This is a genomic window from Frankia gtarii (assembly GCF_025403375.1).
Taxonomy (GTDB): Bacteria; Actinomycetota; Actinomycetes; order Frankiales; family Frankiaceae; genus Frankia; species Frankia gtarii.
In genome coordinates this window covers 1-22723 of record NZ_JAMPTM010000090.1, presented here as the reverse complement: position 1 = coordinate 22723, position 22723 = coordinate 1, and the positions used below count along the sequence as shown (strand labels likewise).

21 protein-coding genes and 1 tRNA gene are annotated in these 22723 nt (G+C 72.8%); 11 read left to right on the top strand and 11 right to left on the bottom strand.

Annotated elements, in window-relative coordinates:
* The 4 genes from NBZ83_RS15215 to NBZ83_RS15200 all read right to left on the bottom strand — a co-directional run.
* On the bottom strand, positions 1-3279 hold a 3279-nt coding region (locus tag NBZ83_RS15215), incomplete at its 3' end, for a winged helix-turn-helix domain-containing protein (protein ID WP_261575225.1).
* Between the two features lie 435 nt (positions 3280-3714).
* Positions 3715-3948, bottom strand: a complete 234-nt coding sequence (locus NBZ83_RS15210) for a hypothetical protein (RefSeq protein WP_261575224.1) — start codon at positions 3946-3948, stop codon at positions 3715-3717.
* 154 nt (positions 3949-4102) lie between these two features.
* Complete coding sequence (locus NBZ83_RS15205) at positions 4103-4402, bottom strand: DUF4193 family protein (protein WP_261566165.1); 300 nt, start codon at positions 4400-4402, stop codon at positions 4103-4105.
* Between the two features lie 445 nt (positions 4403-4847).
* Complete coding sequence (locus tag NBZ83_RS15200) at positions 4848-5240, bottom strand: GroES family chaperonin (RefSeq protein WP_261566166.1); 393 nt, start codon at positions 5238-5240, stop codon at positions 4848-4850.
* 422 nt (positions 5241-5662) lie between these two features.
* Between NBZ83_RS15200 and NBZ83_RS15195 the strand changes: the two genes are divergently transcribed.
* From NBZ83_RS15195 to NBZ83_RS15180, 4 genes are all read left to right on the top strand, one after another.
* Positions 5663-6325 (top strand): hypothetical protein, encoded by a 663-nt coding sequence (locus NBZ83_RS15195; protein WP_261566167.1) that lies wholly within the window; start codon positions 5663-5665, stop codon positions 6323-6325.
* A 233-nt stretch (positions 6326-6558) separates the two neighbouring features.
* Positions 6559-9105 carry a hypothetical protein gene (locus tag NBZ83_RS15190; protein ID WP_261575223.1) on the top strand — a complete coding sequence of 849 codons (2547 nt, stop codon included), beginning with the start codon at positions 6559-6561 and terminating at the stop codon, positions 9103-9105.
* 244 nt (positions 9106-9349) lie between these two features.
* Entirely contained in the window at positions 9350-9796 is a 447-nt protein-coding gene (locus tag NBZ83_RS15185; protein ID WP_261575222.1) for an ATP-binding protein, read from the top strand.
* Between the two features lie 346 nt (positions 9797-10142).
* Positions 10143-11426, top strand: coding sequence for a lysylphosphatidylglycerol synthase transmembrane domain-containing protein (locus tag NBZ83_RS15180; RefSeq protein ID WP_261566170.1), 1284 nt, complete (start codon positions 10143-10145; stop codon positions 11424-11426).
* Between the two features lie 21 nt (positions 11427-11447).
* Here NBZ83_RS15180 and NBZ83_RS15175 read toward each other — a convergent pair whose 3' ends face one another.
* Both NBZ83_RS15175 and NBZ83_RS15170 read right to left on the bottom strand, forming a co-directional pair.
* The gene (locus NBZ83_RS15175; RefSeq protein ID WP_261566171.1) at positions 11448-12050 is read right to left on the bottom strand and encodes a histidine phosphatase family protein; all 603 of its coding nucleotides are present in this window, start codon (positions 12048-12050) and stop codon (positions 11448-11450) included.
* Positions 12047-12466, bottom strand: coding sequence for a DUF3618 domain-containing protein (locus tag NBZ83_RS15170; RefSeq protein WP_261575221.1), 420 nt, complete (start codon positions 12464-12466; stop codon positions 12047-12049). Before NBZ83_RS15170 ends, NBZ83_RS15175 begins: the two co-directional genes overlap by 4 nt.
* Before the next feature lie 515 nt (positions 12467-12981).
* Here NBZ83_RS15170 and NBZ83_RS15165 point away from each other — a divergent pair.
* The 5 genes from NBZ83_RS15165 (at position 12982) to bcp (ending at position 16893) form a co-directional block, all read left to right on the top strand.
* The gene (locus NBZ83_RS15165) at positions 12982-13872 is read left to right on the top strand and encodes a hypothetical protein (RefSeq protein WP_261566173.1); all 891 of its coding nucleotides are present in this window, start codon (positions 12982-12984) and stop codon (positions 13870-13872) included.
* A gap of 392 nt (positions 13873-14264) precedes the next feature.
* Positions 14265-14840: an SCO family protein gene (locus NBZ83_RS15160; protein WP_261575220.1), complete on the top strand. Its 576-nt coding sequence runs from the start codon at positions 14265-14267 to the stop codon at positions 14838-14840.
* Positions 14840-15379 (top strand): MauE/DoxX family redox-associated membrane protein, encoded by a 540-nt coding sequence (locus NBZ83_RS15155; protein ID WP_261575219.1) that lies wholly within the window; start codon positions 14840-14842, stop codon positions 15377-15379. The genes NBZ83_RS15160 and NBZ83_RS15155 overlap by 1 nt, the downstream gene beginning before the upstream one ends.
* A complete protein-coding gene (locus tag NBZ83_RS15150) occupies positions 15363-16253 on the top strand; it encodes a DsbA family protein (RefSeq protein WP_261566176.1) in 891 nt (296 codons plus the stop codon). Before NBZ83_RS15155 ends, NBZ83_RS15150 begins: the two co-directional genes overlap by 17 nt.
* 148 nt (positions 16254-16401) lie before the next feature.
* Positions 16402-16893, top strand: a complete 492-nt coding sequence (gene bcp / locus NBZ83_RS15145; RefSeq protein ID WP_261566177.1) for a thioredoxin-dependent thiol peroxidase — start codon at positions 16402-16404, stop codon at positions 16891-16893.
* Positions 16894-16957: 64 nt separating this feature from the next.
* On the opposite strand, the gene NBZ83_RS15140 is transcribed toward bcp, so the two are convergent.
* The gene (locus tag NBZ83_RS15140) at positions 16958-17677 is read right to left on the bottom strand and encodes a hypothetical protein (RefSeq protein WP_261575218.1); all 720 of its coding nucleotides are present in this window, start codon (positions 17675-17677) and stop codon (positions 16958-16960) included.
* 316 nt (positions 17678-17993) lie between these two features.
* On the opposite strand from NBZ83_RS15140, the gene NBZ83_RS15135 reads away from it, so the two are divergent.
* Positions 17994-18077, top strand: a tRNA-Leu gene (locus NBZ83_RS15135).
* Between the two features lie 310 nt (positions 18078-18387).
* Here the strand turns inward: NBZ83_RS15135 and NBZ83_RS15130 are convergent.
* From NBZ83_RS15130 to NBZ83_RS15115, 4 genes are all read right to left on the bottom strand, one after another.
* Complete coding sequence (locus NBZ83_RS15130; protein WP_261566179.1) at positions 18388-18765, bottom strand: hypothetical protein; 378 nt, start codon at positions 18763-18765, stop codon at positions 18388-18390.
* A 257-nt stretch (positions 18766-19022) separates the two neighbouring features.
* Positions 19023-19784 carry an aminoglycoside adenylyltransferase domain-containing protein gene (locus tag NBZ83_RS15125; RefSeq protein ID WP_261575217.1) on the bottom strand — a complete coding sequence of 254 codons (762 nt, stop codon included), beginning with the start codon at positions 19782-19784 and terminating at the stop codon, positions 19023-19025.
* Between the two features lie 185 nt (positions 19785-19969).
* The gene (locus tag NBZ83_RS15120) at positions 19970-21307 is read right to left on the bottom strand and encodes an esterase-like activity of phytase family protein (RefSeq protein ID WP_261575216.1); all 1338 of its coding nucleotides are present in this window, start codon (positions 21305-21307) and stop codon (positions 19970-19972) included.
* 247 nt (positions 21308-21554) lie between these two features.
* Positions 21555-22001, bottom strand: a complete 447-nt coding sequence (locus NBZ83_RS15115) for a winged helix-turn-helix transcriptional regulator (protein WP_261575226.1) — start codon at positions 21999-22001, stop codon at positions 21555-21557.
* 234 nt (positions 22002-22235) lie between these two features.
* Between NBZ83_RS15115 and NBZ83_RS15110 the strand changes: the two genes are divergently transcribed.
* The coding region (locus NBZ83_RS15110) for an NUDIX hydrolase (protein WP_261575215.1) at positions 22236-22723 on the top strand (488 nt) is incomplete at its 3' end.

The window sequence follows — 22723 nt, the reverse complement described above, 5'->3', positions numbered from 1 at the left end:
CCCACATCCGCAGCGGTGGGAACACGAACCCGGCCGAGATGGCGTGGGCGGCGCCGGGCGGCGATGCCAGTCCGCCGGGCCGGCCGGGTTCGTGTTCCCACCGCTGCGGATGTGGGAGCGGGGTGAGCCCGCGACCGCCGAGGAACCACCGGTGCCAGCCCGGACGGACGCCGTGCTGCCGGACGCCGGCCACGGCAGCCGCCCGCCCGCGGCGGCGGACCGGGCGGGCGGGACCGGCCGGGCCGGCGAGACCTGCTGGGCCGGCGAGACCTGCTGGGCCGGGGCGGGCACCAGCGCATCCGAGACCCGTGCCCCGGTCTGCGGCGACACCCGGTGCGGGTCGGTACCACGATTCGCCGGGAGCTCGACCCCCGCGACCGCCCCGGTGGCGACTACCCCGCCCGATCGGTCGCCTGGCCTCGCCCGCCATGCCACGACACCCATCGCCGGCGCGGCCACCGCGGCGGCACGCAGGGTTTCGACGAACTCGGGATGGGCGGCTGTCAGCCCCGGATGCGCGTCGAGCATCGCCAGCAGCTCATCGCCGAGATCGAGAAACGGAGCGGCCAACCCCTCGTCCTCGGCGAGGACTAGGGCCCGCGCGAGCAGCGCCGTCGCCCGCGCATGATCGTCACGCCGGGCGGCGGCGACGGCCGCGAGCGCGCACGCGGCGACGACCGGGCCGCCCCCGCCGCCATCAGCGCGCAGCAGGCCGGCCACCGCGTTGTCGGCCGCGTCCAGATCCGCGCAGGCGAGATCCGCCCGTGCCGTGGCCAGCGCGAGGACGTGGTCAGGACGGCGGGCGTCGGCCGGGCGCCCCAGCACCTGCCGCGCTGCCTGGGCATTGCCGACCGCGAGCAGCAGGTCGACCTCGACGGCCTGCCATAGCGACAGGCACAGCGGCGGACCGGCCGGTCGCCCGCGCCCGATCAGCAGGCGGCGGGCGGCCCGCACGTCGTCCGGCCTGCCTCGCCGGCACCGTGACCGCGCGTCCAGCACCGCGAGGAGATCGAGCAGATGCGGCGGACACCCAGGGCCCAGTCCGGCCCGGGCGGCCTGGAGATGGCCGGCTACCTGTTCCCCGTCGGCGCGGGCGATGCCCACCATCGCCATCGCAAGATGCGCCTCGGTGGCACCGACCATCCCCGGATAAGTTGCAACCATTGCATCACTGTGCGTTGAGATTCCCCCGCCAACCATCTCGGCAAGGGAACCCATCGTCGTCTCGAAATCTCCCACCGTGGCGAGAGCAGGAAGTGTCGGCTCGCCGGAGCCGGCACCGAGCTCGCCAACCGCGGAGAGCACCGTCGCGGCCGCCGACTCGGCCAGCCGAAGCCGGCCCCGTAGCGCGTGGGCGAGCGCCAATGCGCCGGCCGCGGAGATCTCGATCATCCGGGCATCCGCCAGCCGGGCCGCCTCGACCGCCTCGGTGAGTGCGTCCACCGCGGGCTCGACACGGCCGAGCCACAGCTCCGCCCGCCCCCGCCCGCACCAGGCCAGCGCCGTGACGACCTCGCCGAGGCGATCGGTGTCCCGCTCAGACGGCCCGTCGGTCTGCTCGGCGTTGAGCGCGGGGTTGTCGGCACGGGTTGGCGCTGCCACCCGCCGGCCGGGGCCCCGCCGTTGGCCGATGCCGGACTCCGGGCCGGCGCGCAACAGCCGGCGAGCCACCCCGAGCATCTCCTCGCCGGCCCCGACCAGCTCGGCCCGGCGCAATTCGACGAGGTCGGCCTGGGTGGACAGCGAACGACGCCGGGAGACGGCCGACGCCGCGATCGCCACGCGTGCCACCTCCAGGCACCGGGTCGCCTTCGCCACTCGGCCGTGGTGCAGATGTCCGACTGCGGCGACGAGCGCGCATTCGGGCGCCCACGACACCCACGACGCCGGCATCGCCGCGAGGATGGGCCGCAGGCGCAGCGTGGGACCGCACAGCGCGTCCACCATCCCAATGCCGTCGACGAGCAGGCAGGACGCATACCACCAGTCGCCGGCCCACGCCGCGTGCCGCACCGCCTCCGCCGGCCGGCGGTGCGCGGCGAACCACAGCGCCGCCCGCAGGTGCAGCTCGTCGATGTCCTCGGTGTGATCCCGGGTCAGGTCCGAGCGCAGCAGCGCGGCGAGCAGCCGGTGGTACCGAAACCGGCTGCCGTCGGGGTGCACGACCACGAAGCCGGACCGCTCCGCGAGCTCCGCAAGCAATTCCGCTCCGGTGCCGGCCGATGCCGGAGCGGCGAGATGCGGTTCGCCCACGACGGCGTCGGCCAGCGAACCGGTCATCGACTCCAGCACACTGGTACGCAGCAGAAAACGGTGGACATCCGGGGACTGACGGGCGAGCAGCTCGGCGCGCAGAAACTCGACGATCTCCGGCGTCGTGGCCAGCGAGGTGGACCAAGGATCCAGATCCGCGGCCGTCGTCCGCCCCTCGGCCGGCGCCGATGCGGACGCCACCGATGTCCTCGGCGGGAACCCACCGAGCCGGGCCGCCGCGCCGCGGGCCAGGGCTCCCGCCGCCAGGCGCAGGCCGGCCGGCCATCCCTCGGTGGCGTGTAGCAGGTTGTCGACCAACCCGTCCGTCGCCGGCAATCCCTGCGCCTGCAGGAGGTCGGCAGCCTCGGGCCGGGTGAACGCCAGTGCGTCCGCGTCGATCTCGGTGACCCGCCCGGCGACGCGCAGCCGGTGCAACGCCACCGGCACGGCCCGACCAACCAGGATCGTCCGGGCACGCTCGCCGGCCTCGTTGATCAGGAGTTCCAGCCCGTCGAGGTCTTGGCGTCGGCGAAGCAGGTGGGCGTCGTCGAGAACGAGCACGAACGGCGCCGGCAGGTCGGCGACCAGGTTGGCCAGCTGCCGATAGCCGTGGTCGGGCAGATGGTGCGCCGCACCGGCACCGGGGCGGGCGAGATCGGAGCCGGCCGGAAGGAGGCCGGCGCGACCGAGGCCGTGCAGCAGTTGCGACCACAACGGCACGCTCGGTCCGTCGGGCACCGCCGGCGTAACTGCCGGATCGATCCGAATCCAGACGAGCGGCGGCCGCTCGGCCCGGGCTGCGGCCCAACCGGCGAGCAGCGTGGTTTTACCCCACCCGGCCGGGGCCCGCACCACGGTGAGTGGGCGCGTCACCGCCTCGTCGAGTGCCTGGCGCAGTCGGGGCCGGTCGAGGCAGTCAGGCGGAGTGGCCGGCACAACGAAATGGCCGCGCACCAGAGGCAGACCGGAGAGCGTGAGGGGATGAGACGGGACAGCATCGGGCACCGGTGATTGTTCGTCGAGCATCCCGCACCACCCCCCACGGCAAGTTCGCCCTCGGTAGTGGTACAGCTACTCAGTCGTATGAGCAACCTGTCGCGGCCCGCCGGGCGCGGCCGCCGTCAGCTCGACGACGGGGCAGGCCGGACAGGACGGGACGACTCGCCGCGCGCAACCGTCCCCGAGCCGACATCCCCGACCGCGAGGAGACCCGGCAGGCCGCCGGCTCGGCGAGCGGGACAGTCCCGCAAAGACCGCCCCAGGCAGCGGGCGGGCCAGCGCGGGACCACGGTTCACGGGCCGGCGAACGGATCGGGGGCACCAGCCCGGGGACCCGCGTTCGGGTGCCCCACCGGCCATCGCGATCAGCCCCGCGGCCCAGGCCGGAGAACTCCCGATGCCCGCAGCGCGGAGCCGGCGGTGGTGAACAGCGCCACGGTGGCGCAGATGTCGGCGAACAGATCAGTAGATGCCGGCGAACAACCGGACGACATGACGCTGGTACGGCGTGTCCCGGCTGGCTGCCGCAGGGATCCGCCATCCCAGCAGGCCGAGGCCGACGGCAAGGATCACGATGCGGGCGGCCAGCATCATCCCCTGGTCGGCCTCGTAGATCGGCGGACCGTAGTAGATGAGCAGGACGGCGGCCACGGTCACGGACGCGGTCGCGGCACGCCGCCCGGCGTGGGTGAACACCCCGCCGGGGTCATCCCCGTCGCGGCTATCTCCCGGTGCTGGCGGTGCTGATGGTGCTGATGGTGCTGGCCCGGGCGGGGGCGGCGGCGGGCCGACCGGGGGCGTCGAGCCGGTCATGACGCCCGCCGTGCCGACCGCCGTTCCCCCGACCCCGTCAGGCCGCGCAGTCCGAGCAGATGACGCGACGCGGATCCGCGAGCTGGCTGCGGTGCTGCACCAGAAAGCACTGGGTGCAGGTGAACTCGTCCGCCTGCCGAGGAAGCACCCGCAGCGACAGTTCCTCGTCGCGGACCTCGGAGTCGGGCAGGTCCAGCTCGGCCTCGAGGGCGTCCATGTCGTCCCCGAGATCCGCCGCGGCGCCCGCGCGCTGCGCCTTGAGCGTCTCCAGGCTCTGTTCCTGGAGCTCGTCCTCCTCGACATCCGTGCTTCGCCGAGCGTCGAAGTCACGAGCCATGCGTCCCCTTCCTTTCTCTGCCGTCGTTCACCCAGGGGTTATGCCAACCCGTGGGTAGTGGTTCCCGCCGAACACGGGGGGTCATGCAACACGACACCCCGCGACATCGGCTGGCTACGGTACGCAATGACCCAGAGGATGGGGGATGCAGTGCCTTATATCCGCATTTCCCGGTGCCTCCGCCACATCCAAGGGTCCCGGCCTGAACGCGGATCTCCAAAGCCGAGCGAAGGATACGGGGCGCAACCGCGTCAGGCCAGACAGGGGGCCGTCTGCGCGGTGTCGCTCCCACCACATTCACACCCCGGACGTCACGACCCGGGCGGATCGCCTCTATCCCGATCGATGCGGCACCGTACACCACTCGGGCCCAGGGGCAGCGCCAGGTGGTCGACGGATCGCGTGCACGGACCCCACGGGGACGGCCACGTCCCGCGGCGAAGCCTCAGAGGTAGAGACCCGCGGGCCCGTCGTCGAGCCGCTCGGCCGCGACGGCGTGCACGTCGCGCTCCCGCAGCAGGACGTAGGTTGTCGATTGCAGCTCGACCTCGGCGCGGTCCTCGGGATCGAACAGCACCCGGTCGCCGACCTGGATGGTGCGCACCGCGGTGCCGACCCCGACGACGTCGGCCCATGACAACCGCTTGCCCATGTGCGCGGTCGGCGGGATGACGATGCCGGCCTTCGACCGCCGGTCCGCGGAATCCTCTTGGGGCTCGACGAGCACCCGGTCGTGGAGAAGCCTGATCGGCAGCGCTCCGGCCTGCATGACACCCGCCTGCATGTCCGCCCCAGCCACGCCGCCGACACCGTTGACACCGCCGGACACAACGCTCACAGGGTCGGACACTACCCGCCCACGCAGGGCTCGCGGCACCCGCGGCAGTCTTCGCGTGCGCGGAGGGCGAGCGAACCGGGCGTGAGCCGGCGGATCCGGTCACCGCCACCTATGGCCTTTGCACCCGGCGTCGCCGCGCCGGGCAGCTCCACGGTCCCGGCCCGCCGACTCGACATCGCGCAGCTCATCGACCTGAGGCAACGAATTGATGCACGCAATCGGCGTTGCCGGCATCGTGCACTATCGGAGCAGAGCCCACCGAACCTCCCCGGATGGGGAATGGTCTCCCAACGCGGTATAAGCTGCCGCCCATCGCTGCCCGGGCTGGCGCTGACGGGCGGCGTGCCGTGGCACCTCTCGATCGTCCGTTGGCGCCCAGGTAACCGTCGGCACGTCACGAACCTCAGGGATGGGGCACCACCATGGCATTGCGCATCAGTGTCGATCTCGATGGTCTGCGCTGGGCCGACCTGTTCCGCTTCGTCGATCTGGCCCGCAACGGTGGGATCAGCGCGGAGGATCAGGTCGACGTCATCACCTACGGCAGCGACCCGATGTCAGTGAGCCTCTCCGCCCGCATCTACCCGGCGACCGAGGGCTTCCTGCCGACGGAGCCGTCGGACCCGTCCGGTGATGGCCTGCGCGGTGCCCCGCTCTCGATCGCCCCTGGTGCCGCCGCTCCCAACGGCTCGGGATTCGCCTACGACGGAGGTTCCGCCGAACGGAACGCCGCCCAGAACGGCACGCATTACCCCGCCTTCGACAACGGTCAGGAGCGTGCCGGCGCAGGGGGTGCTGGCAGCCTGCCGCCATACGGCCCCGGCTACGACGCGCCGACTGACCGTGGCGGCCCCGCGTCCGGTGGCCATTACCCCACCTTCGACGGCCAGCCTGACCGGATGCCACCGAACAGTGGCGGTCAGTTCTCGGGATTCGAACCATTCGATCGCTCCGGGCCGGGCAAGGAGCCCGGAGGTGCCCCCGGCCAGGTCGAAAGTCCCTACATCGAGGAATTCGCCCGCCTTCAGGAGGGGCTGATGCGGCAGGTTCGGCGCACCGACGAGGTCCGGCCGGACCGCTCCTGACCAGCGATTAGTGCCGCCCTGCCGCTGCAGCCGTGGGACCCCGGGCGGGACGTGACCGCGTACCCACCGGCCATGCGGCCCGCCGCCACGCTCACGGCAGGTGAGGAGGAGAAAACCGTCAGCGTCTCCGCGCGCCGCCCATCGGACGCAGACTGTGAGTCAGCCGTGACGGCACCCTCAATGGTTCTACGCCGTTCGCACCCTCTCGCCCGCTATGGTGCATGCTGCCTGTGATGGACGATCCGCGTCTTGCCGACGTCGAGCAATATCACGGGCGTTTGCGCTCCGAGCTCGACGTCATCGCGCGTGGGCCGGTTCTGGTCGGCCCGAAGATCATTGAGCACATCCATTCGCTGATCACACTCATCGATCTGCACCAGCCGAACGAGTTCGACCTCTGCCTGAGCTGCGATCGACTCTGGCCATGCGCCTCGATCATGGCCATCACCGGTATCTCGCAGGACGCCGGGCCCGGTAGCCGCAACGACGAGGTCGAGCCGGACCACGTCGGATCCGGGGCCGACAGCAACGCCCGCGCTGCCGACACCGGCCCCCCGCCTCCCCCACCGGTCATCGGCTACGACGGCCGGGAGCGCAGCCGAGACAGCCGCACCACCCCCGAAACCAACGACCAGCGCGTCAACGACCAGCGATTCGACGACCAGCGACCGGACGACCGGCGGTTCGACGACCAGCGACCCGACGACCGGCGGTTCGACGACCGGCGGTTCGACGACCAGCGCCCCGACGACCAGCGGTTCGACGACCAGCGCCCCGCCCCTCGGAGCTTCGACGACCGGCGGCCAGCGGACCGGCGGTTCGACGATCACGGCACGAGCGACCGGCATCACGACGGCCGCGCTCTCGTCGGCCGCAGGCGCGACGATCGCGGCATCGAGGTGCCCCAGGACACCGGACAGGACCGCGGCAACGTCCCGCCGCCGGGTCCGGGTCATCCCCCGACGCACGTCGCGGCACAATCGCGCCAGCCGGCCATGCCGGGCACCCGACCTGCCGCCGGACCGCCGCCGCCCGCCCATCCTGGCCCGCCGCCCTCGGCGCCCGGGCGGCCTGCTGGCCCGCTGCCTGCGGTTGCGGCATACGGCGACACCGGGTCCGGCGACGCTGACCGCCCGCTGGACCGCGCCCGCGACGGCTACACCGGCTACCCGCCGCCAGCCGCGTCCGCGCAGCCGATCGCTCCCCGGCCGACGGGCCCCGCACCGCGCATCCCGGCGACCCCCGGCAGACCACATCCGAACGGCGCGCTCCCCCGGCTGCCCGGGATGAACGATCCGGGCCGGCGGCCGGCCGCGGAAGTCGGCCGCGAAGACAGCTCCGCCGGCCGCCACTACGCGGCCCACCCCAACGGCACGGCGGCCCACCCCAACGGCACGGCAGCCCATCCGACGGCCGGTACATCGAACCTGCCCGGCACCGCGCCGCCGTCACCGGGGACGCCGCGCCAGCCCGGGGCACCCGGCTTCGCCCCGGCGCCCGCGGCCGGCGGGTCGCCCCCGGCGCAGTCGCGGCCCACGGGTGCGTTCCCGATCGCCGGCGACGTCGGCCGGGAACGGCCGGGTGAGTTCGGTTCGGCCCTGCCGGGTCTGGCGCCGCCCACGGCCGGCGGCCGATCGGGCCCACCTGCGGACGTCCCCGCGCGCCCGACCAGCATGCAGCCCCGGTTCGCGGCCGGCGGCGCGACCGGTGTGGGCGGGCAGCGGCAGGACCGCCCACCGGACGCCGCCCCGAACCCGGCCCAGCCGGTCGATCACAGCATGCCGCCCGAATATGCCGGGCGGGTGTCCGTGCCGGCGTCCCGGCCCGCACCGCCGATCTCCGGCCCGGTGGAGATGGCGTCGGCGCGGGCAAACGGCACCCGGGCCCCGCACCAGCACGCCCCGCACCAGCACGCCCCAGAGACTCGGGCTGGCGGCCCGGCAGCCCGGGGTCCGGTGGACGGCGCGGTCGGCGACTGGTCCGGGCCACCCCGGGGGCTTGACGTCGCCGGCCCGACGGGAGTGGGGCGGTCCGACGCCCCCAGAGACCCGGGACGTCCAAACGGACCAGGCGGGCCCGGCCGACCCGAGGACCCGCGTATGCGGGCCACCCCGACTACCACTCAGGGCCACGCCGGACCGCGGCTTGCGCCGGGCCGCGGCGGCGACGATGCAGCGGGCGGCCCGCGCCACCCCGTGCCGTCGAGAGCCGACCACGAACGGTCCGCCACGCTCGGCGGTGGCCTGCCGCAACGCGGCGACGTCCCGCCCGAACGGCGCTCCACCGGCTGGCGCGCAGACGGCGATCTGCCCGGTCATCCCGAGCAGGGTGGGCCGGGATGGCCCGGCCCCGACCCGCGGGAGCGGCGGCCCCGGGGCCAGGCGCCCCAGCCAGACCGGGCCGGGCCCCCCACCGGTGCGCCCCCGTCGAACGGCCGATCGCCCTACGCGGCGCCCACCGGCGGCCCGGGTGGCGCGGCGCCGGACGAGGGTCGCCCAGGTGGTCCCGGCCGTGACCGCCCGATCGGGGCGGGCGGTTCCAGCACGCCTAATCCGCACAACCGCGGGCCGGACCTCCGTCCGGGCCGGCCGGGCCGGCCGGGCCGCGAGGAGCCGCCGCGTCGGCCGGGCGGCGAGCCGGACCGGCCTGGGCCCGGGTCGGATCGGGAGGCCGAGCTGTCGGCGGCGGCGGCGCGCATCGACCAGGCGCAGGTCGACGAGGTCACGCAGGCATGGCTGGCACACCGCGGATCGGTGTTGGACGGCATCGATGTCATCTGAGCCTCGGCGGACCCCGCCCGTGCCGCATGCCGCGCTGTGTCCCGCGGCGCGTCGTCGCCCCGAATGACCCCGGAGCGCGGTATCCAGATGCGGAACGCGGTCGTGAAGGCGACCGAGGGCCACAGACCGTGCAGGTTTGAGATGGCGAACGGTGTGGCACGTACGCGTCATCGGGCAGCTTGCCCGGCGCGAGGACGGCAACGGAGGACGAGGCCGTCCCGACCGATTTCACGGAAGGTGAGGCGTGGCCGGAGCACTGACCGCACGCTTCGACCTGCCCGCCGATCCCCGCGCCGCCGGCCGGGCCCGCCGCCTGGTCGCCGAGCTGCTCGCCGCCTGGCGCCGCCCTGAGACCGTCGAGGTCGCGCAGCTACTCGTCAGCGAGGTCGTGACGAACGCCGTGCGGTTCGTCGGCGCGAGGGGGGCGCTGTGTCTGAGCCTCACGCTGCAGACCGACCGGATCCGCATCGCCGTCGACGACGGCACGACGCAGCATCCGGCGCTGAAGCCCGCCGGCGAGGATGACGAGTCCGGGCGGGGCATGCACCTCGTCGCCGCGCTGGCGCTGCAGTGGGGTGTCGTCGACATCCTGGACGACCAGGGGCCGGGCAAGCAGGTCTGGTTCGATCTCCCCCGCCAGCCGGATCCGCCGCGCCAGGAGGATTCGCTGGAGGCGGCCTGCGGTTCCTGATCGAGCCTCGACGCCCGCGCGCCTCCCCACCAGTTAGTCCCAAATCGGCCGAAAAAGTGTGAGAACAACTTTTCCGCCGCATATCTCTGGCATGTTTCGTACCGATACGTGCAGGAGGTCGCGGAATGGCCCGCACATCGCTCGACTCGCAATCATCGACGCGCCGGCCGCCTCTCTCGGCGCGCGACTTCGGGATCCCTTCCCGTGCCGCTGACCAGCGCATAGCACCACCTTGCGCCGGCGGATGGCCCGGCGACACACCGGCCGCGCGGACGACATCGGCACCACCGGGAGATTTGCCCGCTCCATCCGCCGCCGACCGGAGTTAGTTAGGCCGACAATGCGGATGCTTCAGCTGTTGTTCAGTCAACTCGCGTACCGTGACCTGCGTCTCCATCGTCACGATCGTGACCACTGCTCCGGCCCTACGGGGGTTGCCATAGAGATCCCGGTCCTGCTCGGCACGGACAGCGTCACTGCACCGCCCCTCGGTCCGCCACCGCACCAGAGCGAACCGCTGACCCGCCAGCGCCCGCGCCCGGCGAGGCCGACCCACGACGGGGTCAGCGCGCAGGAGGGGGTCAGCGCGCACGAGCCCGCGACGATCTCGGCCGGCAGTCCCACCGGTGCCACCGATTCCGACCGTCACGTCTTCGACCGGCCCCTCGCCCTCGGTCCGGCGCGGTCCCGGCGCCGGCCCGTGGTGTGCGGCATCGTCGTCGCGGCGTTGCTGGTGGTGCTGGCGGTGCGCTTCCGCGGGGACGCCGCCTCCCGGCTGTCCGGGGTGCCCGCCCCTCGCTGGCACTGGCTCGCCGCCTGCGTCTGCTGCACAGCGCTGTTCTACGTTGCCAACGGCCTGTCCATGCGGGCGGCCAGTGGTCTGCGGGTGGAGCTGCGCACGGTGACGGGCGTCCAGGTCGCGGCCGCGGCGACGAACCGGATCGTCCCCGCCGGCCTCGGTGCGATCGCGGTCCACCTGCGCTTCCTGGAGAAGCGCGGGATGACCCGGCCCGCGGCGCTCGCCGCCATCGCGTCGATCAAGGCCGCCGGCGCGGTCAGCCACCTGGTCGGCATCGTCATCGTCGCCGGGACGCTCAGCGGCTCGGGGATCGGCGAAGCGGTGGTCAGCCCGGTCCGCTCCACCCTCACCGGCATCGGCACCGGGCCGGTCCTGGTCGGCTGCGTGGTCGTGTGCGCGCTCGTGACCGGGACCATCGCCCACCCCCGGGTGCGGGCGATGGCGCGGCCAGCCGCCCGTGCCTTCCGCACCCACATGTCGGTCCTCGCCCACTCCCCTGGACGCACCACCGTGCTGCTTCTGTCCCAGGCCGGTACCCGCCTGTTTCAGATCCTGGCGTTGGCGTGCACGGTCTGGGCCTTCGGCGCCAGCATCTCGATGATGTCGGTGGCCACCGTCTACCTCGTCGGCTCCATGGTGGCCGGCGTGGCGCCGACAGCCGGTGGGGTCGGTGCCCTGGAACCCGCGCTGGCCTTCGGGCTGGCGGCCGCCGGCGGCGACGCCGCGACCATGCTCGCCGTCGTCCTCGTCTACCGGGTGATCAGCTTCTGGCTACCGGTCCTGCCCGGGATCGTCGCCCTGGCCGGCCTGCGGCGCAGCGGCGACTTGTAGCGATGGATGTAGCGACGGCGGTCAGGCGGGCAGGTTGAGGGCCTCGACCACCGGTTCCTCGTGCTCGTGGCCGAGCACCGACAGCCCGCCCGCGGCCAGCACGAAGTACGCCCCCGCCCGCGACGGCAGGCCGAGCCAGCGGGCGAGCAACACCCGCAGCATGTGCCCGTGCCCGACGAGCGCGACATCGCAATGTTCCAGCCAGGGACGCAGCCGGCCCAGCACGGCGTCGGCGCGCGCTGCGACCTGCTCCGCGGTCTCGCCGCCGGGCACCGGCGCGGTCCACACCGTCCAGCCGGGCACCGACTCACGGATCGTCGCCGTGGTGATCCCCTCGTAGCGGCCGTAGTCCCATTCGGCCAGGTCGTCCCAGACCTCCCGCCCCCTCTCGGGCGTGGCGACCAGGCCGGCAAGGTCGGCGGTGCGCCGGGCCCGCATTCGGGGGCTGGTCACGACGAGGCCGAAGGACCACGTCGACAGCCGGGCGGCCTGCCCGGCGGCCTGGCGCTCCCCCTCGGCGGTGAGATCGACGTCGGTGCTTCCGGTGTGCCGACCGAGCCGGCTCCACTCGGTCTCCCCGTGACGCAGCAGCACCACCCGGCCCGGTGGTACCTGCGGGCTCATCCGCGGCGCGTGGACCGCCGCCGGCGACGCCGGACCCCGCCGGCGAACAGCAGCAGCCCCCCACCGACCAGTGCCACCCGATCCCACCGCACGACCCGCACGAAGGCGACGTCTCGTGGGGACAGCCGGTGCGCCCCGGGCCCGGCGCCCGGCCCGCGCCCGGGGGCCAGCACCCCGCCGGCCGCGGCGCCGGACCCCGCCGGTAGTTGCGGCGCGCCCGGCCCTGGCCCTGGCCCGATCCCGAGGGCGGGCCCGTAGCGCTGCCGGAGCTCGGCGGTCCTGATCCGGAGCTGCTCCTGGGTGCGGTCGGCGATCCGGCGTGGGCTGACGATCTCGGCGATCGAGTCAATCGTCGCGGCCAGCTCGGCGCGGGTCTCCTCGATCTGCTGTTGGATGACGGCCGGGTCCTGCGGCACGAATGTTGCCCTCTCGTCCGGTACGGATGGCGGCGGTCACGATGCGCGCCGATCACGTCGACGCCGCACCGCGGACATCCTCGTCAGGTGCGACCCTGCCGGATGCGACCGCGCCGGTGTGGCCCTGTCGGTTGCGGCCGGCCTATTCCGATCGTGCCAGACCGACCACCCCCCGGCGAGGAGAAACGTCGAGTGGTCGCCAGGAGGTCTCTCACGTTTGACCCCGCGTGCCGGCTTGCCCCCACTTCGGCGCCTGCCCCCCGGCCGCGGACCACAGCCCGTATCTGCGGCACAGTCGCGGCCGTCGACCAGCTCGGCGACACCGGACCGGACTGGCCGGAGATCTCGAGTCGCAGGACATTACGCTGATGGCTGTGCGTGGCGGTCGGCGGCGGTCGGACCCGGGCGGGCGTCGCCTCGGGCCGACCAGTCCTGACCCGCCATGCCCGCCTAGCTCTTGCCACCCACTGCACCTATCCCACCCGCTGCGCCCATCCCCGCCGTTGCACGGCCGGGTGCTCGTCGGCGCGATCCCCCGCGGGGCGCTCGCCGGAGCCGCGTTCGCTGTGCCGGCGGTGGCCTGGGCGCTGCTCGCCCATCTCCCCCTGGCCGGCCAGGCGCCCGCACCCGGCCGGCTACTTCTCGTCGCACTGGTCACCGTCCTGCTCGCCGCCTCGGCCGAGACCGTCCGTTCGGTGATGGCAGCGCGGCGGGCCGACCCGTGGGCGCGCCGCCAGCCCCACCAGTCCCACCAGTCCCACCAGATCGGCGGGCCGCGGTCGTTCGGCGGTCTGCTCGCCGTTCAGGGGCTCTTGCACGCGGCGCTCGCCGCCGGCGGCTACGGGGCCGGGCTACGAGCAGCGCGCGGCGATTCCCTGCTCGGCGTGCTCCTGTGCCATGGCAACCAGGCCGGGGCCTCGCCGACCGTGCACGCCGCCGGGACAGCGGTCGGCCCGGGGCTGGCGCACGTCGATCCGGCGCTACTGGCGGCCGCCCGGCGGGTCGCCGCCAGGACCGGGTCAGGCGACGCATCGGCCGCGGGTCACCGGCACCTTGGCGCCCTGGCCATGCTCGGCTCCGGGGCCGGGTCCGCTTCGGCCGTCGCAGCCGCGCTGGCGATGCTGCTCGCCCACGCCCTGGCCGCAGCGCTGATGTTCTGGTGGGCCCGGCGGGGCGCGGAGGTGCTGGCCGCCGCCGGTCGGCTGCTGGCCCGCCGGCTGCCCGCGCTGCCGGCAATCTCGCCGGTTTCGGCGCCCGCCCCGCGGCTCGTTCGGGCCCGGCGAGCCGGCTCGGCGGGGCGGCCGCGCCTGCTGTTGCTGCGTCACGCCGTCGCCCGGCGCGGCCCGCCGGCGCCGGTCGCCAGCAGATCGTTCCGGGATGCGCCGTGGCGGGTCGCCGCAGCCTGACCCGGCTGCGCCGTGGGCCGGGCCGGGGGCTGTACCGCCGTCGCCTGTTCCATCGCCGCGTGTCCCGTTCCGCCCCCCGCCAGCCCGTCGTCCACCGCGTCCGCGGCAATCACATGTGATCACGCTCGCCGCCGGCCGACGGCGATCCCGCGCGCGCTCGCGGCGCCCGCTTCTGGAGTGTCATGTCCCTGATCCGTCCTCGTCACGAGGTCTCCACCCGCCTCGGCCGGTCTCCCTTCCGCCAGGCGGTTCCGCCCGCGCCACCGTCCCCGCGAGCCCCGGCGGCCGGTCGACGCCGGCCGAAGCTGCTACTCGGTGTCCTCGGGTCGGCGTTGACCGTCTCGTCGATGTTGCTGGTCACCGCCTGTGCCGGTACCGGCACGAACAACGGGGTGACCATCGTCGACGCGGGCGACGGCGGCAACGACGGGCTGCACGGCACCGTCCCGGCGCAGCAGCTGGCCAAACCCGCCCTGAACCTGACCGATACCGACGGAAGTCCCTTCGACCTGCGGGAGCGGACAAAAGGGAAAATCACCCTGCTGTTCTTCGGCTACACACACTGCCCGGATGTCTGCCCGACGACGATGGCGGACATCTCCGCGGCGCTCACCGAGGTCAAACCGGATGTACGACAGCAGGTCGCGGTCGTTTTCGTGACGACCGATCCTGATCGGGATACCGGGCCGGTTCTCAGTCGTTGGCTTAAGCAGTTCGACACGACCTTCATCGGTGTCCGTGGCACGTTCGGCCAGATCCGCACCCAGGCCGAAGCCCTCGGCGTTCCTCTGGAGAAGCCCGAGGTGCAGGCCGACGGTTCCGTTCTGGTGACCCACGGCTCCCAGGTGATCGCCTTCTCCCGGGACGACCGGATCCGCGCGCTGTACCTGGCGGGCACGGGTGTCCAGGCGTACATCGACGACCTGCCCAAGCTGACCGCCGAGCGGTCCGGACCAGAAGCCCGGTAATGAACACGATCGCCTACCGTCTCACCACGCCGACGCAGCCGGCGAGCCGAAGCATCTCCACCGTCCTTCGCCTGGCCCTCGGCGCAGTCTGGCTCGTCGCCGGCCTGCTGAAGGTCAACGATCCGGACGGCATGCTGCGCTCGGTGCGGGCGTTTCGCATCCTGCCCGAGGCGTTGGTGCAGCCCGTGGCCTACAGCGTGCCGTTCCTGGAGATCGCCCTCGGCGTGCTGCTCATCGTGGGGCTCGCGGTGCGGGTCACCGCGCTGCTGTCGGCGCTGATGTTCGCCGTCTACATCGCGGCCATCGCCTCGGCGGCGGCCCGCGGCCTGCGCATCGACTGCGGCTGCTTCTCCTCCGGCGGCGACCTGACGGCCGACGCCCCCACGCATTACACCTCCGAGCTGGTCCGCGACAGCCTCCTGCTCGTCGCGGCCACGCTGCTCGCCTGGCGGCCCGGCGGCTACCTCGCCGTGGACCGCCTCCTCGACCAACCGGTCAACGATCGTTCCGGGAGTGACGCAGATGGCCTCGAACTCTAAGACCCGCGGCAAGGGCGGAAACGGCCGGACCGCCCCGACCGCGGCCAGGTCCGCGGAACGCGGCGGCGCCGGGACGAACCCGGCGGCGGGAACGAACTCGCCGGCAGGGACGAACCCCGCGGGTGGAGCCGGTGGCGGATCGGGTCCGGCTCGCCGCGGCAAGGCGGGCGCCGAGGATCGGCGGACGAAGGCCGCCACCGCCCGCGCCGCCGCGGCGGCCCAGGAACGGCGGCGACGCAACCTGATCGTCGCCGGGGTGGTCGTCGTGGTGCTCATCATCGTCGGGGTGATCGGCTTCGCCGTGCAGAACTCGCGGGAGGAGTCGAAGCCGGTCGTGCTGCCGGCCGCGGCCACCGGGACCGACGGCGGCATCGTCGTCGGCCAGGCGTCCGCCCCCGTGACGGTGGACATGTACGAGGACTTCCAGTGCCCCGCCTGCGAGGCACTGGAGACGCAGACCGGCCCGACGATCCGCGCCCTACTCGACCAGGGCAAGATCAAGATCGACTATCACATGATGTCGTTCATCGGCCCCGAGTCGAAGCGGGCGGCGAACGCGGCGGCCGCCGCCGCGAACGAGGGCAAGTTCCGCCAGCTCCACGACGTCCTCTACGCCAACCAGCCGAAGGAGAACACCGGCGGGTTCACCAGGGACACCCTGCTCACCCTCGGCACCAAGGCCGGCCTGACCTCGCAGGCCTACAAGGACGCCGTGAACAACGGCACCTACGACGGCTACGTCGCCAAGGTCGACAGCGACGCGTCGAAGGCCGGCGTCACCGGTACGCCGACCGTCATCATCGGCGGAAAGCAGCTTTCCAGCGCCCAGCTCACCCCCGACGGCTTCCGCGCCGCCGCCACCGCCACGAGCTGACCCGGCGTCCCACCCCGATCCACCGGCCCACCCGATCCGGCGATCCGATCGGCCGCCGGCCGGCCGTCTCCTCCCCGCGGACGAGACGGCCGGCCGGCGGACGGGGGCGGTTTGCCGTTTCGCGCAGGCCACGACTACTTTTCGGGCCATGACTGAGACCGCCAGCGCCGCCCGTCTCGCCCCCGGCGACCCCGCCCCCGAGTTCACCCTGCCCGACGCCGACGGCAACGAGGTGTCGCTGTCGTCGTTCCGGGGCCGCCGCGTCGTCGTCTACTTCTACCCGGCCGCGTCGACGCCGGGCTGCACGAAGCAGGCGTGCGACTTCCGGGACAGCCTCGCCCAGCTCAACGACGCCGGTATCGACGTCCTCGGGATCTCCCCCGACAAGCCGGCGAAACTGGTGAAGTTCCGCGACCACGAATCCCTGACGTTCCCGCTGCTGTCCGACCCGGAACGCAGCGTCCTGGCCGCCTACGGCGCGTTCGGCGAGAAGACGATGTACGGGAAGAAGACCGTCGGCGTGATCCGCTCGACGTTCGTCATCGGCGCCGACGGCCGGGTCGAGGTGGCCCAGTACAACGTCCGCGCGACCGGCCACGTCGCCAAGCTCCTGCGCGATCTCAACCTCGCCACCGCCTGACCGACCCGCTTCGCGCACAAGCCTTTGCCCGCCTTCCCCCCGCGGCGCGCCGGGGTTGCCGGGCCTAGCTCGCCGGCCGCAGGTCCCAGCGCAGCAGCACGTTCTCCGGTCGCCGCGGGTCGACCAGCACCGGGATGCGCCGCGGCCGGCCGGACGAGGCGATCGCCGCGCGGCTGAGATCCATGTCCGCGACGGGCAGCACCGCGCTGCGCACCACCGGATACGGCGCGCCCCCCGGCCGATCGACGAGCAGGTGCACCTCGGCGACGGCCCGACCGTTCACCCGCACGCCGGTGTCGCACAGCGTGTCGACGGTCGCGGTCGTCGCCCGCCCGGAGTGGATCAGCGTCAACGCCCGATTGCGTTCGAGCAGAGCACGCTGAGCGGCGTGCCGCGGCCCGGACCGCCCCAGGCGGGACACGGTCCGCGCGGCCCCGTCGGCCACCGCCGCACCCGACGCCGTCGGATGCCCACCACCGGGAGCGCTCGCCGCCGCGAGATGCCGCCGGGAAGCGCCTGCTCCGACACCCTGGTCGACCTCGGAGTCGACGGCACCCACCGGCACACCGCCCGAGGTGGACGGGGTGTCGGCAGGGCCGGCGTCGGTCGCATCAGTGCTGGGAGAGCCGGCGCTGGCCAAGCTGGTGGGGAGCGAATCGGCGGTGGGCGGGCTGATGGCGGCCGAGTCGGTGCCAGTGCCAGTAGCGCCGGTAGGACTCGCGGTGGTGGTGGGACTCGCGGTGTCGGTGGTCGCGGCGATGCCCGGGGCCTCCGTGGTGGTCATCTGCTGTCGTCTCCCAGTCGTCCTCGCGCGGACCGGCGCAGCACCAGACTGCCGCCGGGCGGCTGCCCGTGCGGGTCGGGCTGGCGACAGCGCGGCTGCCGCACCTGTCGGCAAGGCGACCGTCGGACGAAGGAAGCCGGCCGACCACGGGAGCCCTGTTCGCCGTTCTGTACGTCTCCGGCCGCCATCCCCCCAAACTTCCCGGACCCGACGAGACACATCCGAACCGGCCTGACAGCGTACGGTGACCGCCGATCGACGCTTCGGAGAACCGCAATGCCACCGTGGTGCCGGTCCTCGCTACCCTGGAAACCACGCGGGAGTGGCGGAATGGCAGACGCAGCAGGTTTAGGTCCTGCCGCCCTAGGGCGTGGGGGTTCAAGTCCCCCCTCCCGCACCACCCAGAATTCGCCGGGGGTGACCCCGCGAAATTGCTGGCGGGGGCCTTTTCAGGTGGGCGGCGGCCTCGCGAGGGGCGGCGGTTCGCGGCGGTTCGCGGCGGCTGGCTGTGTCCGAGGCTTGCCCGAGACATCAAGGGTCGGCGGCCACGCCTCTCCGACCGCGATCACGGCACCGTCAGGTCCGGCATGCCGACCGGCCGTGAACGACGCCGCGGTGTGCCCGGGCGAATCGGTTTGCCGTCGGATGATGGACGAGAGACGTCGCCGAGGTGCTCGACGCCTGCGGGCCCGCGCCGCGTGACGGGAGGGTCAATCGCAGAGCTGCTTCCACGTGGTGGCACCGGGCCGCAGTGCGAAGGTGACGCTGTGCCCGGCGTCGTCCGTGAAGACGACCTGCGTCTCGTTCACCGGCCTCAGGGTCCCCGGCTGGTACGGGTTACCCCAGCCGTCCGGCGGGTTGAGGTTACCGTCGTGCAGCGGCGGGACCAGCTCGTAGTAGCGGTCCTGGTAGAGCGCCTCGCTGATGCCGCAGTGCGTGTAGAGCCGGTAAGGCACCGCCGGCCCCGGGGGCTCGGGCCCCGCGGGCGAGGACCCGCAGCCGCCGAGCAGCGCAGCCACGCAGGTAACGGTGACCGCGCTGGCCGCCCGCGTCCGCATCCGCATCCGCATCGAGGCGAAGGCGTACATCTGTTCTCCGTCCGCATTGCAAGGAAGAGGCTTCCCATTTCGACTCGACGTGGCGCGCGCTCCCCCGGTTCCCAGAGAGCTGCCGGAAAACAACGTCCTGTCCGGACCCGAGTTCGGGCCACACGCGGCGTCGCGCGGCAGTTCCGGGTGTAGCACGTGAACCGGACGATCACAGAAGGACTTACCTGGCAGAGAGCAACCCACACCGGTCCTGCGGGACCCCTGCACCTGCCAGCCCCTCGGAGCCGAGCCCCCGATCAGGACGGTGCCGTGGTGGTCCTGATTGCGGCGTTGACGGCGGTGCGCGTTCGGATGGCGAGGTCGTCGGCTGCGTGAGAGTCGACGGTGCCGTAGTCGTGGCGGCTGGTCAGCGCGGCGGACACGACGGTGAGATCCGGATGGTGGGTGGCGACCCAGCGGGCGCCCTGCCGTTTGGAGCCCCAGTTCCCGGTTTCGGCATACCGCCAGCCCCGGCAGGCGTTGAGGACGCGGTTGGGCGTTGCCGGCTCGCTGGAATCGTGCCAGGCCAGGGAGTCGAGGATCGCGGAGAGCTGCCAGGCCCGCGGGACCGCTGTCAGCAGGTCCGCCGGCGACGGTCCGTACAGGGTCCGGCCGAGGTCGCGGCCGATCGCCTGGTCGAGCAGGAACCAGTGGCTCGACTCGGTGGACGGATCGGTCGAGACGTGGCGGGCAATGTCAGTGCCGGTATTGAGGTTGAGCTGGTACTGCGGATGGCGAGCCACTGGCGTGACGTCCCGGACGTCGTAGCACACGAATTCGAGCCGGCGGGCGGGACACGGAAGCGCCGTGTGGTCGAGCTCCTCGATGAGCCGGGTCCGAACCGCCGGTTCGAGCGTGCCGTCGATGAATGTTTGAACGTCCAGGTCGCTAGGGCCCGGGTCGTAATCGCCGTAGGCCCCCGAGCCGAACAGGTAGACGGCTGTCAGCTGGTCCGCGAGCAACCCGCGGAGCAGGGCGACGACATCGCCCAGGTAACGGCTCTCCCGCTCAGGAAACACGGCGTCCCACCCCTCGCATCGTCGATGAGCGGTGCCCACGACCGACCCCGCCGGGCAACCGGAAAATTTCTCCCAATCGACAGTGCCACCGACTCGCCGGATCCGTGCTGCCACGGACCCGGCGAGTCACCGCTACCCGGCTGGGTTCCCCTGCGCCGCGGCGCCGGCCAGCCGAGAACGCACGGTCAGGACAGCGGGCGGTTCAGGCGGAGCAGGAGGATCTTGCTTTCGACGCCGGAGTCGATGAGCTGGCCGTTGGCGTCGAAGGTGCCGAGGCCGAAGTCGTTGTCGTTGGCGACGGCGATGGTGCGGGGGCCGAGGACGGCGACGCCCTCGACCTTGTCGGGCATGCCGGGGACGGCCTCGAGGTCGACGGCGAGGCTCTTCGGCAGCACCCTGACGCCGGCCGCGGCCGGGTCGGCGAGGGATTCCAGCGACGGGGTGGTCGCGGGGTTGTCCCACGCGGTGCCGAGGATGTTCGTGGCCTTGCGCAGGTCGACGGTGTAGAGGCGGGCGACGGGGTCGGTGCGCTCGTCGACGAGCAGGGTGTGCGCGTCCACGGCCGCGAGCGAGGAGACCTTCATTTCGGCGGGGTCACCGTCGGCGCTCGGGTCGAAGGTCCTGACGTCCTCGAGGCGGTAGACGAACTCGCCGGTCACCTTGTTGCTGGCGGTGTCGAAGCGGAAGATCCGGGTGTTGCGCGACGCCTCGCCGGTGTCCTTGTCCGGCACCAGCAGCGGGCTCTGCACGGACAGGTAGAGGGTGCGGCCGTCCGGTGCGAGGGCGATACCCTCGAAACCGCGGTTGATCTTGCGGTTGGCGAGGATGGCGGGCAGTGACGCGATGACGGGATAGTCCGTCCCGGTCAGCTTCAGGCCGGCGGGGACGTACCGGGCCAGCACCTTTCCGCGGGCGCTGATCCGCAGCAGGGACGGGCTGTACTCATCCACCAGCCAGAACTCGCCGCTGCGCGTGCGGACGAGGCCCTCCGTGTCCAGACCGTTCGGGTTGAGCGGAAGCTTCGTCTGGGCGTCCCAGGTGTAGGGAGTCTCGTCGTAGCCGTCGATGTTCGACAGGCCGGTGACGGGTGCTCCGTGCGCGGTGGTGATCGGCAGGGCGTCCAGGACCTTGATGGTGGAGCCCACGACGCGCACCTTGAGGATGGCCGGGTCGAAGCCGGGGACCGGGAAGGTCCGCCGGTTCTTGCCGTTCACCTTGATCTGCCCGTTGGGGCCGCGGTCGGTGACGGTCCAGAACTCGTTCGGCGGTCCGGCCGGGTACAGATCGCTGCCGATTCCGCCGAGGTCGACACCGCGGTCGGCGTCCACCGAGCCGGGGATCAGGCCGTTGGAAAATTCCGCCAACCCGGTGTTCGGCAGCGTTCCCGTCGCCACCACCGTCGGCACCGTCGAGGCGCCCCGCTCCGGCGCCGCCGACGCCACCCCCTGCCCCGCGACGATGCCCAGCGGCACCGTCAGTGCCAGCCCCGCGACCGTCCATCGGTGAAGTCGTCTCGACGCCACGACACTCCCCCCTGATTCCCGCATCGGAATCTCCCGTCGTTTCCCCAGGTAGCAGCCGTCGACACGGCCGAAGGGGGACGCTAGGGGTCACCGATGGACGCCCGATGAACCGCAGCCGACCAGCGACCCTCCGCATTACGACCAACCGGCGTGATCCGGCCATCCGCGCAGCACAGAGCCCCGAGGCTGGGAACCACGACGGGGGTGCGGAAAGCTCGTCGGCGGCGAAGGGTGTGTCTGCGGGAGGTCAGCGCACCTGGCCGAGCCGGACCAGGCGGGTGGTCCCCGCCAGCACCGGCGCGTGGCAGTGCCCGCACACCATCTCGGGATGCAGCTCGGCGCCGCAGTCGTGCTCCCACCTGGTCGGCCCCGGGCCGTCGGTGACGTAGCGGTCGCCCCACTCCATCAGCCCGAGCATGATCGGCCGTAGCGCGCGGCCGGCTTCGGTGGGGACGTACTCGTAACGCGGCGGCCGCTCCTGGTACTGCACCCTGGCCAGCACGCCGCGCTCGACGAGGGTGCGCAGCCGGGCCGCGAGAATGTCCCGACTCGCCCCGGTGTTGCGGGCGATCTGGTCGAAGCGGCGCTCACCGAGCAGCACCTCGCGCAGCGCGAGCAGGCTCCACCGCTCACCGATGACACCGAGCGCATTGGCGATCGAACAGTCCCGCCCGGCACCGGCCATGGTGACCATCCCCTCGACCACGCGTCCCGCCGACTGACCCCGACCCTGCCGCCCGGACAATTCGGACGTGAGATGTCGGTCCAATAATCCAACCTATCACCCACCCCGCCGGCACAGCCCTGAATCCGGCACAGCACCGGATCCGACACGGCCTCACGTCCGCCGGACGACCTGACCGAACTGTCAACAGCGCCTGACACGACACGGTAGACAGGAAGCCGAACCCACCGGAGGAGTCCTGCCTTGACCAATGCGGACGAGGACCGGCGACCCGTGCGGCACCGCCAGGACGGCGAGATGACGCTGAGCTGCCTCGGGCCGTCACCGGACCCGCCGTTCGAGCAGGTGACCAGCGCCGCGGTGGTGGCGGTCACCGACGACGGCCGGCTGGTCGTCGCCGACCTCGCCCGCGGGCTGGACATCCCCGGCGGGCACGTGCAGCGCGGGGAGTCCTCGATCGACGAGACCGTGCGGCGGGAGGCGTGGGAGGAGGTCCGGGTCCAGCTCGGCGTCCTGCACCCGGTCGAGGTGATCGAGTCCGACTACTTCGGCGCCGACGACCTGACCTACATGGTGATCCGCACCGGTCGGGTCGCCGAGCTCGGCCCGTGGGAAGCCACCCACGAGTCCGCCGGCCGGGTGGTGATCGACCCCGAGGAGTTCCTGCGGAGCTACCGTGGCAGGGACCCTGCGCTCATGCGTCACCTGGTGACCACCGCCCTCGCCACCCT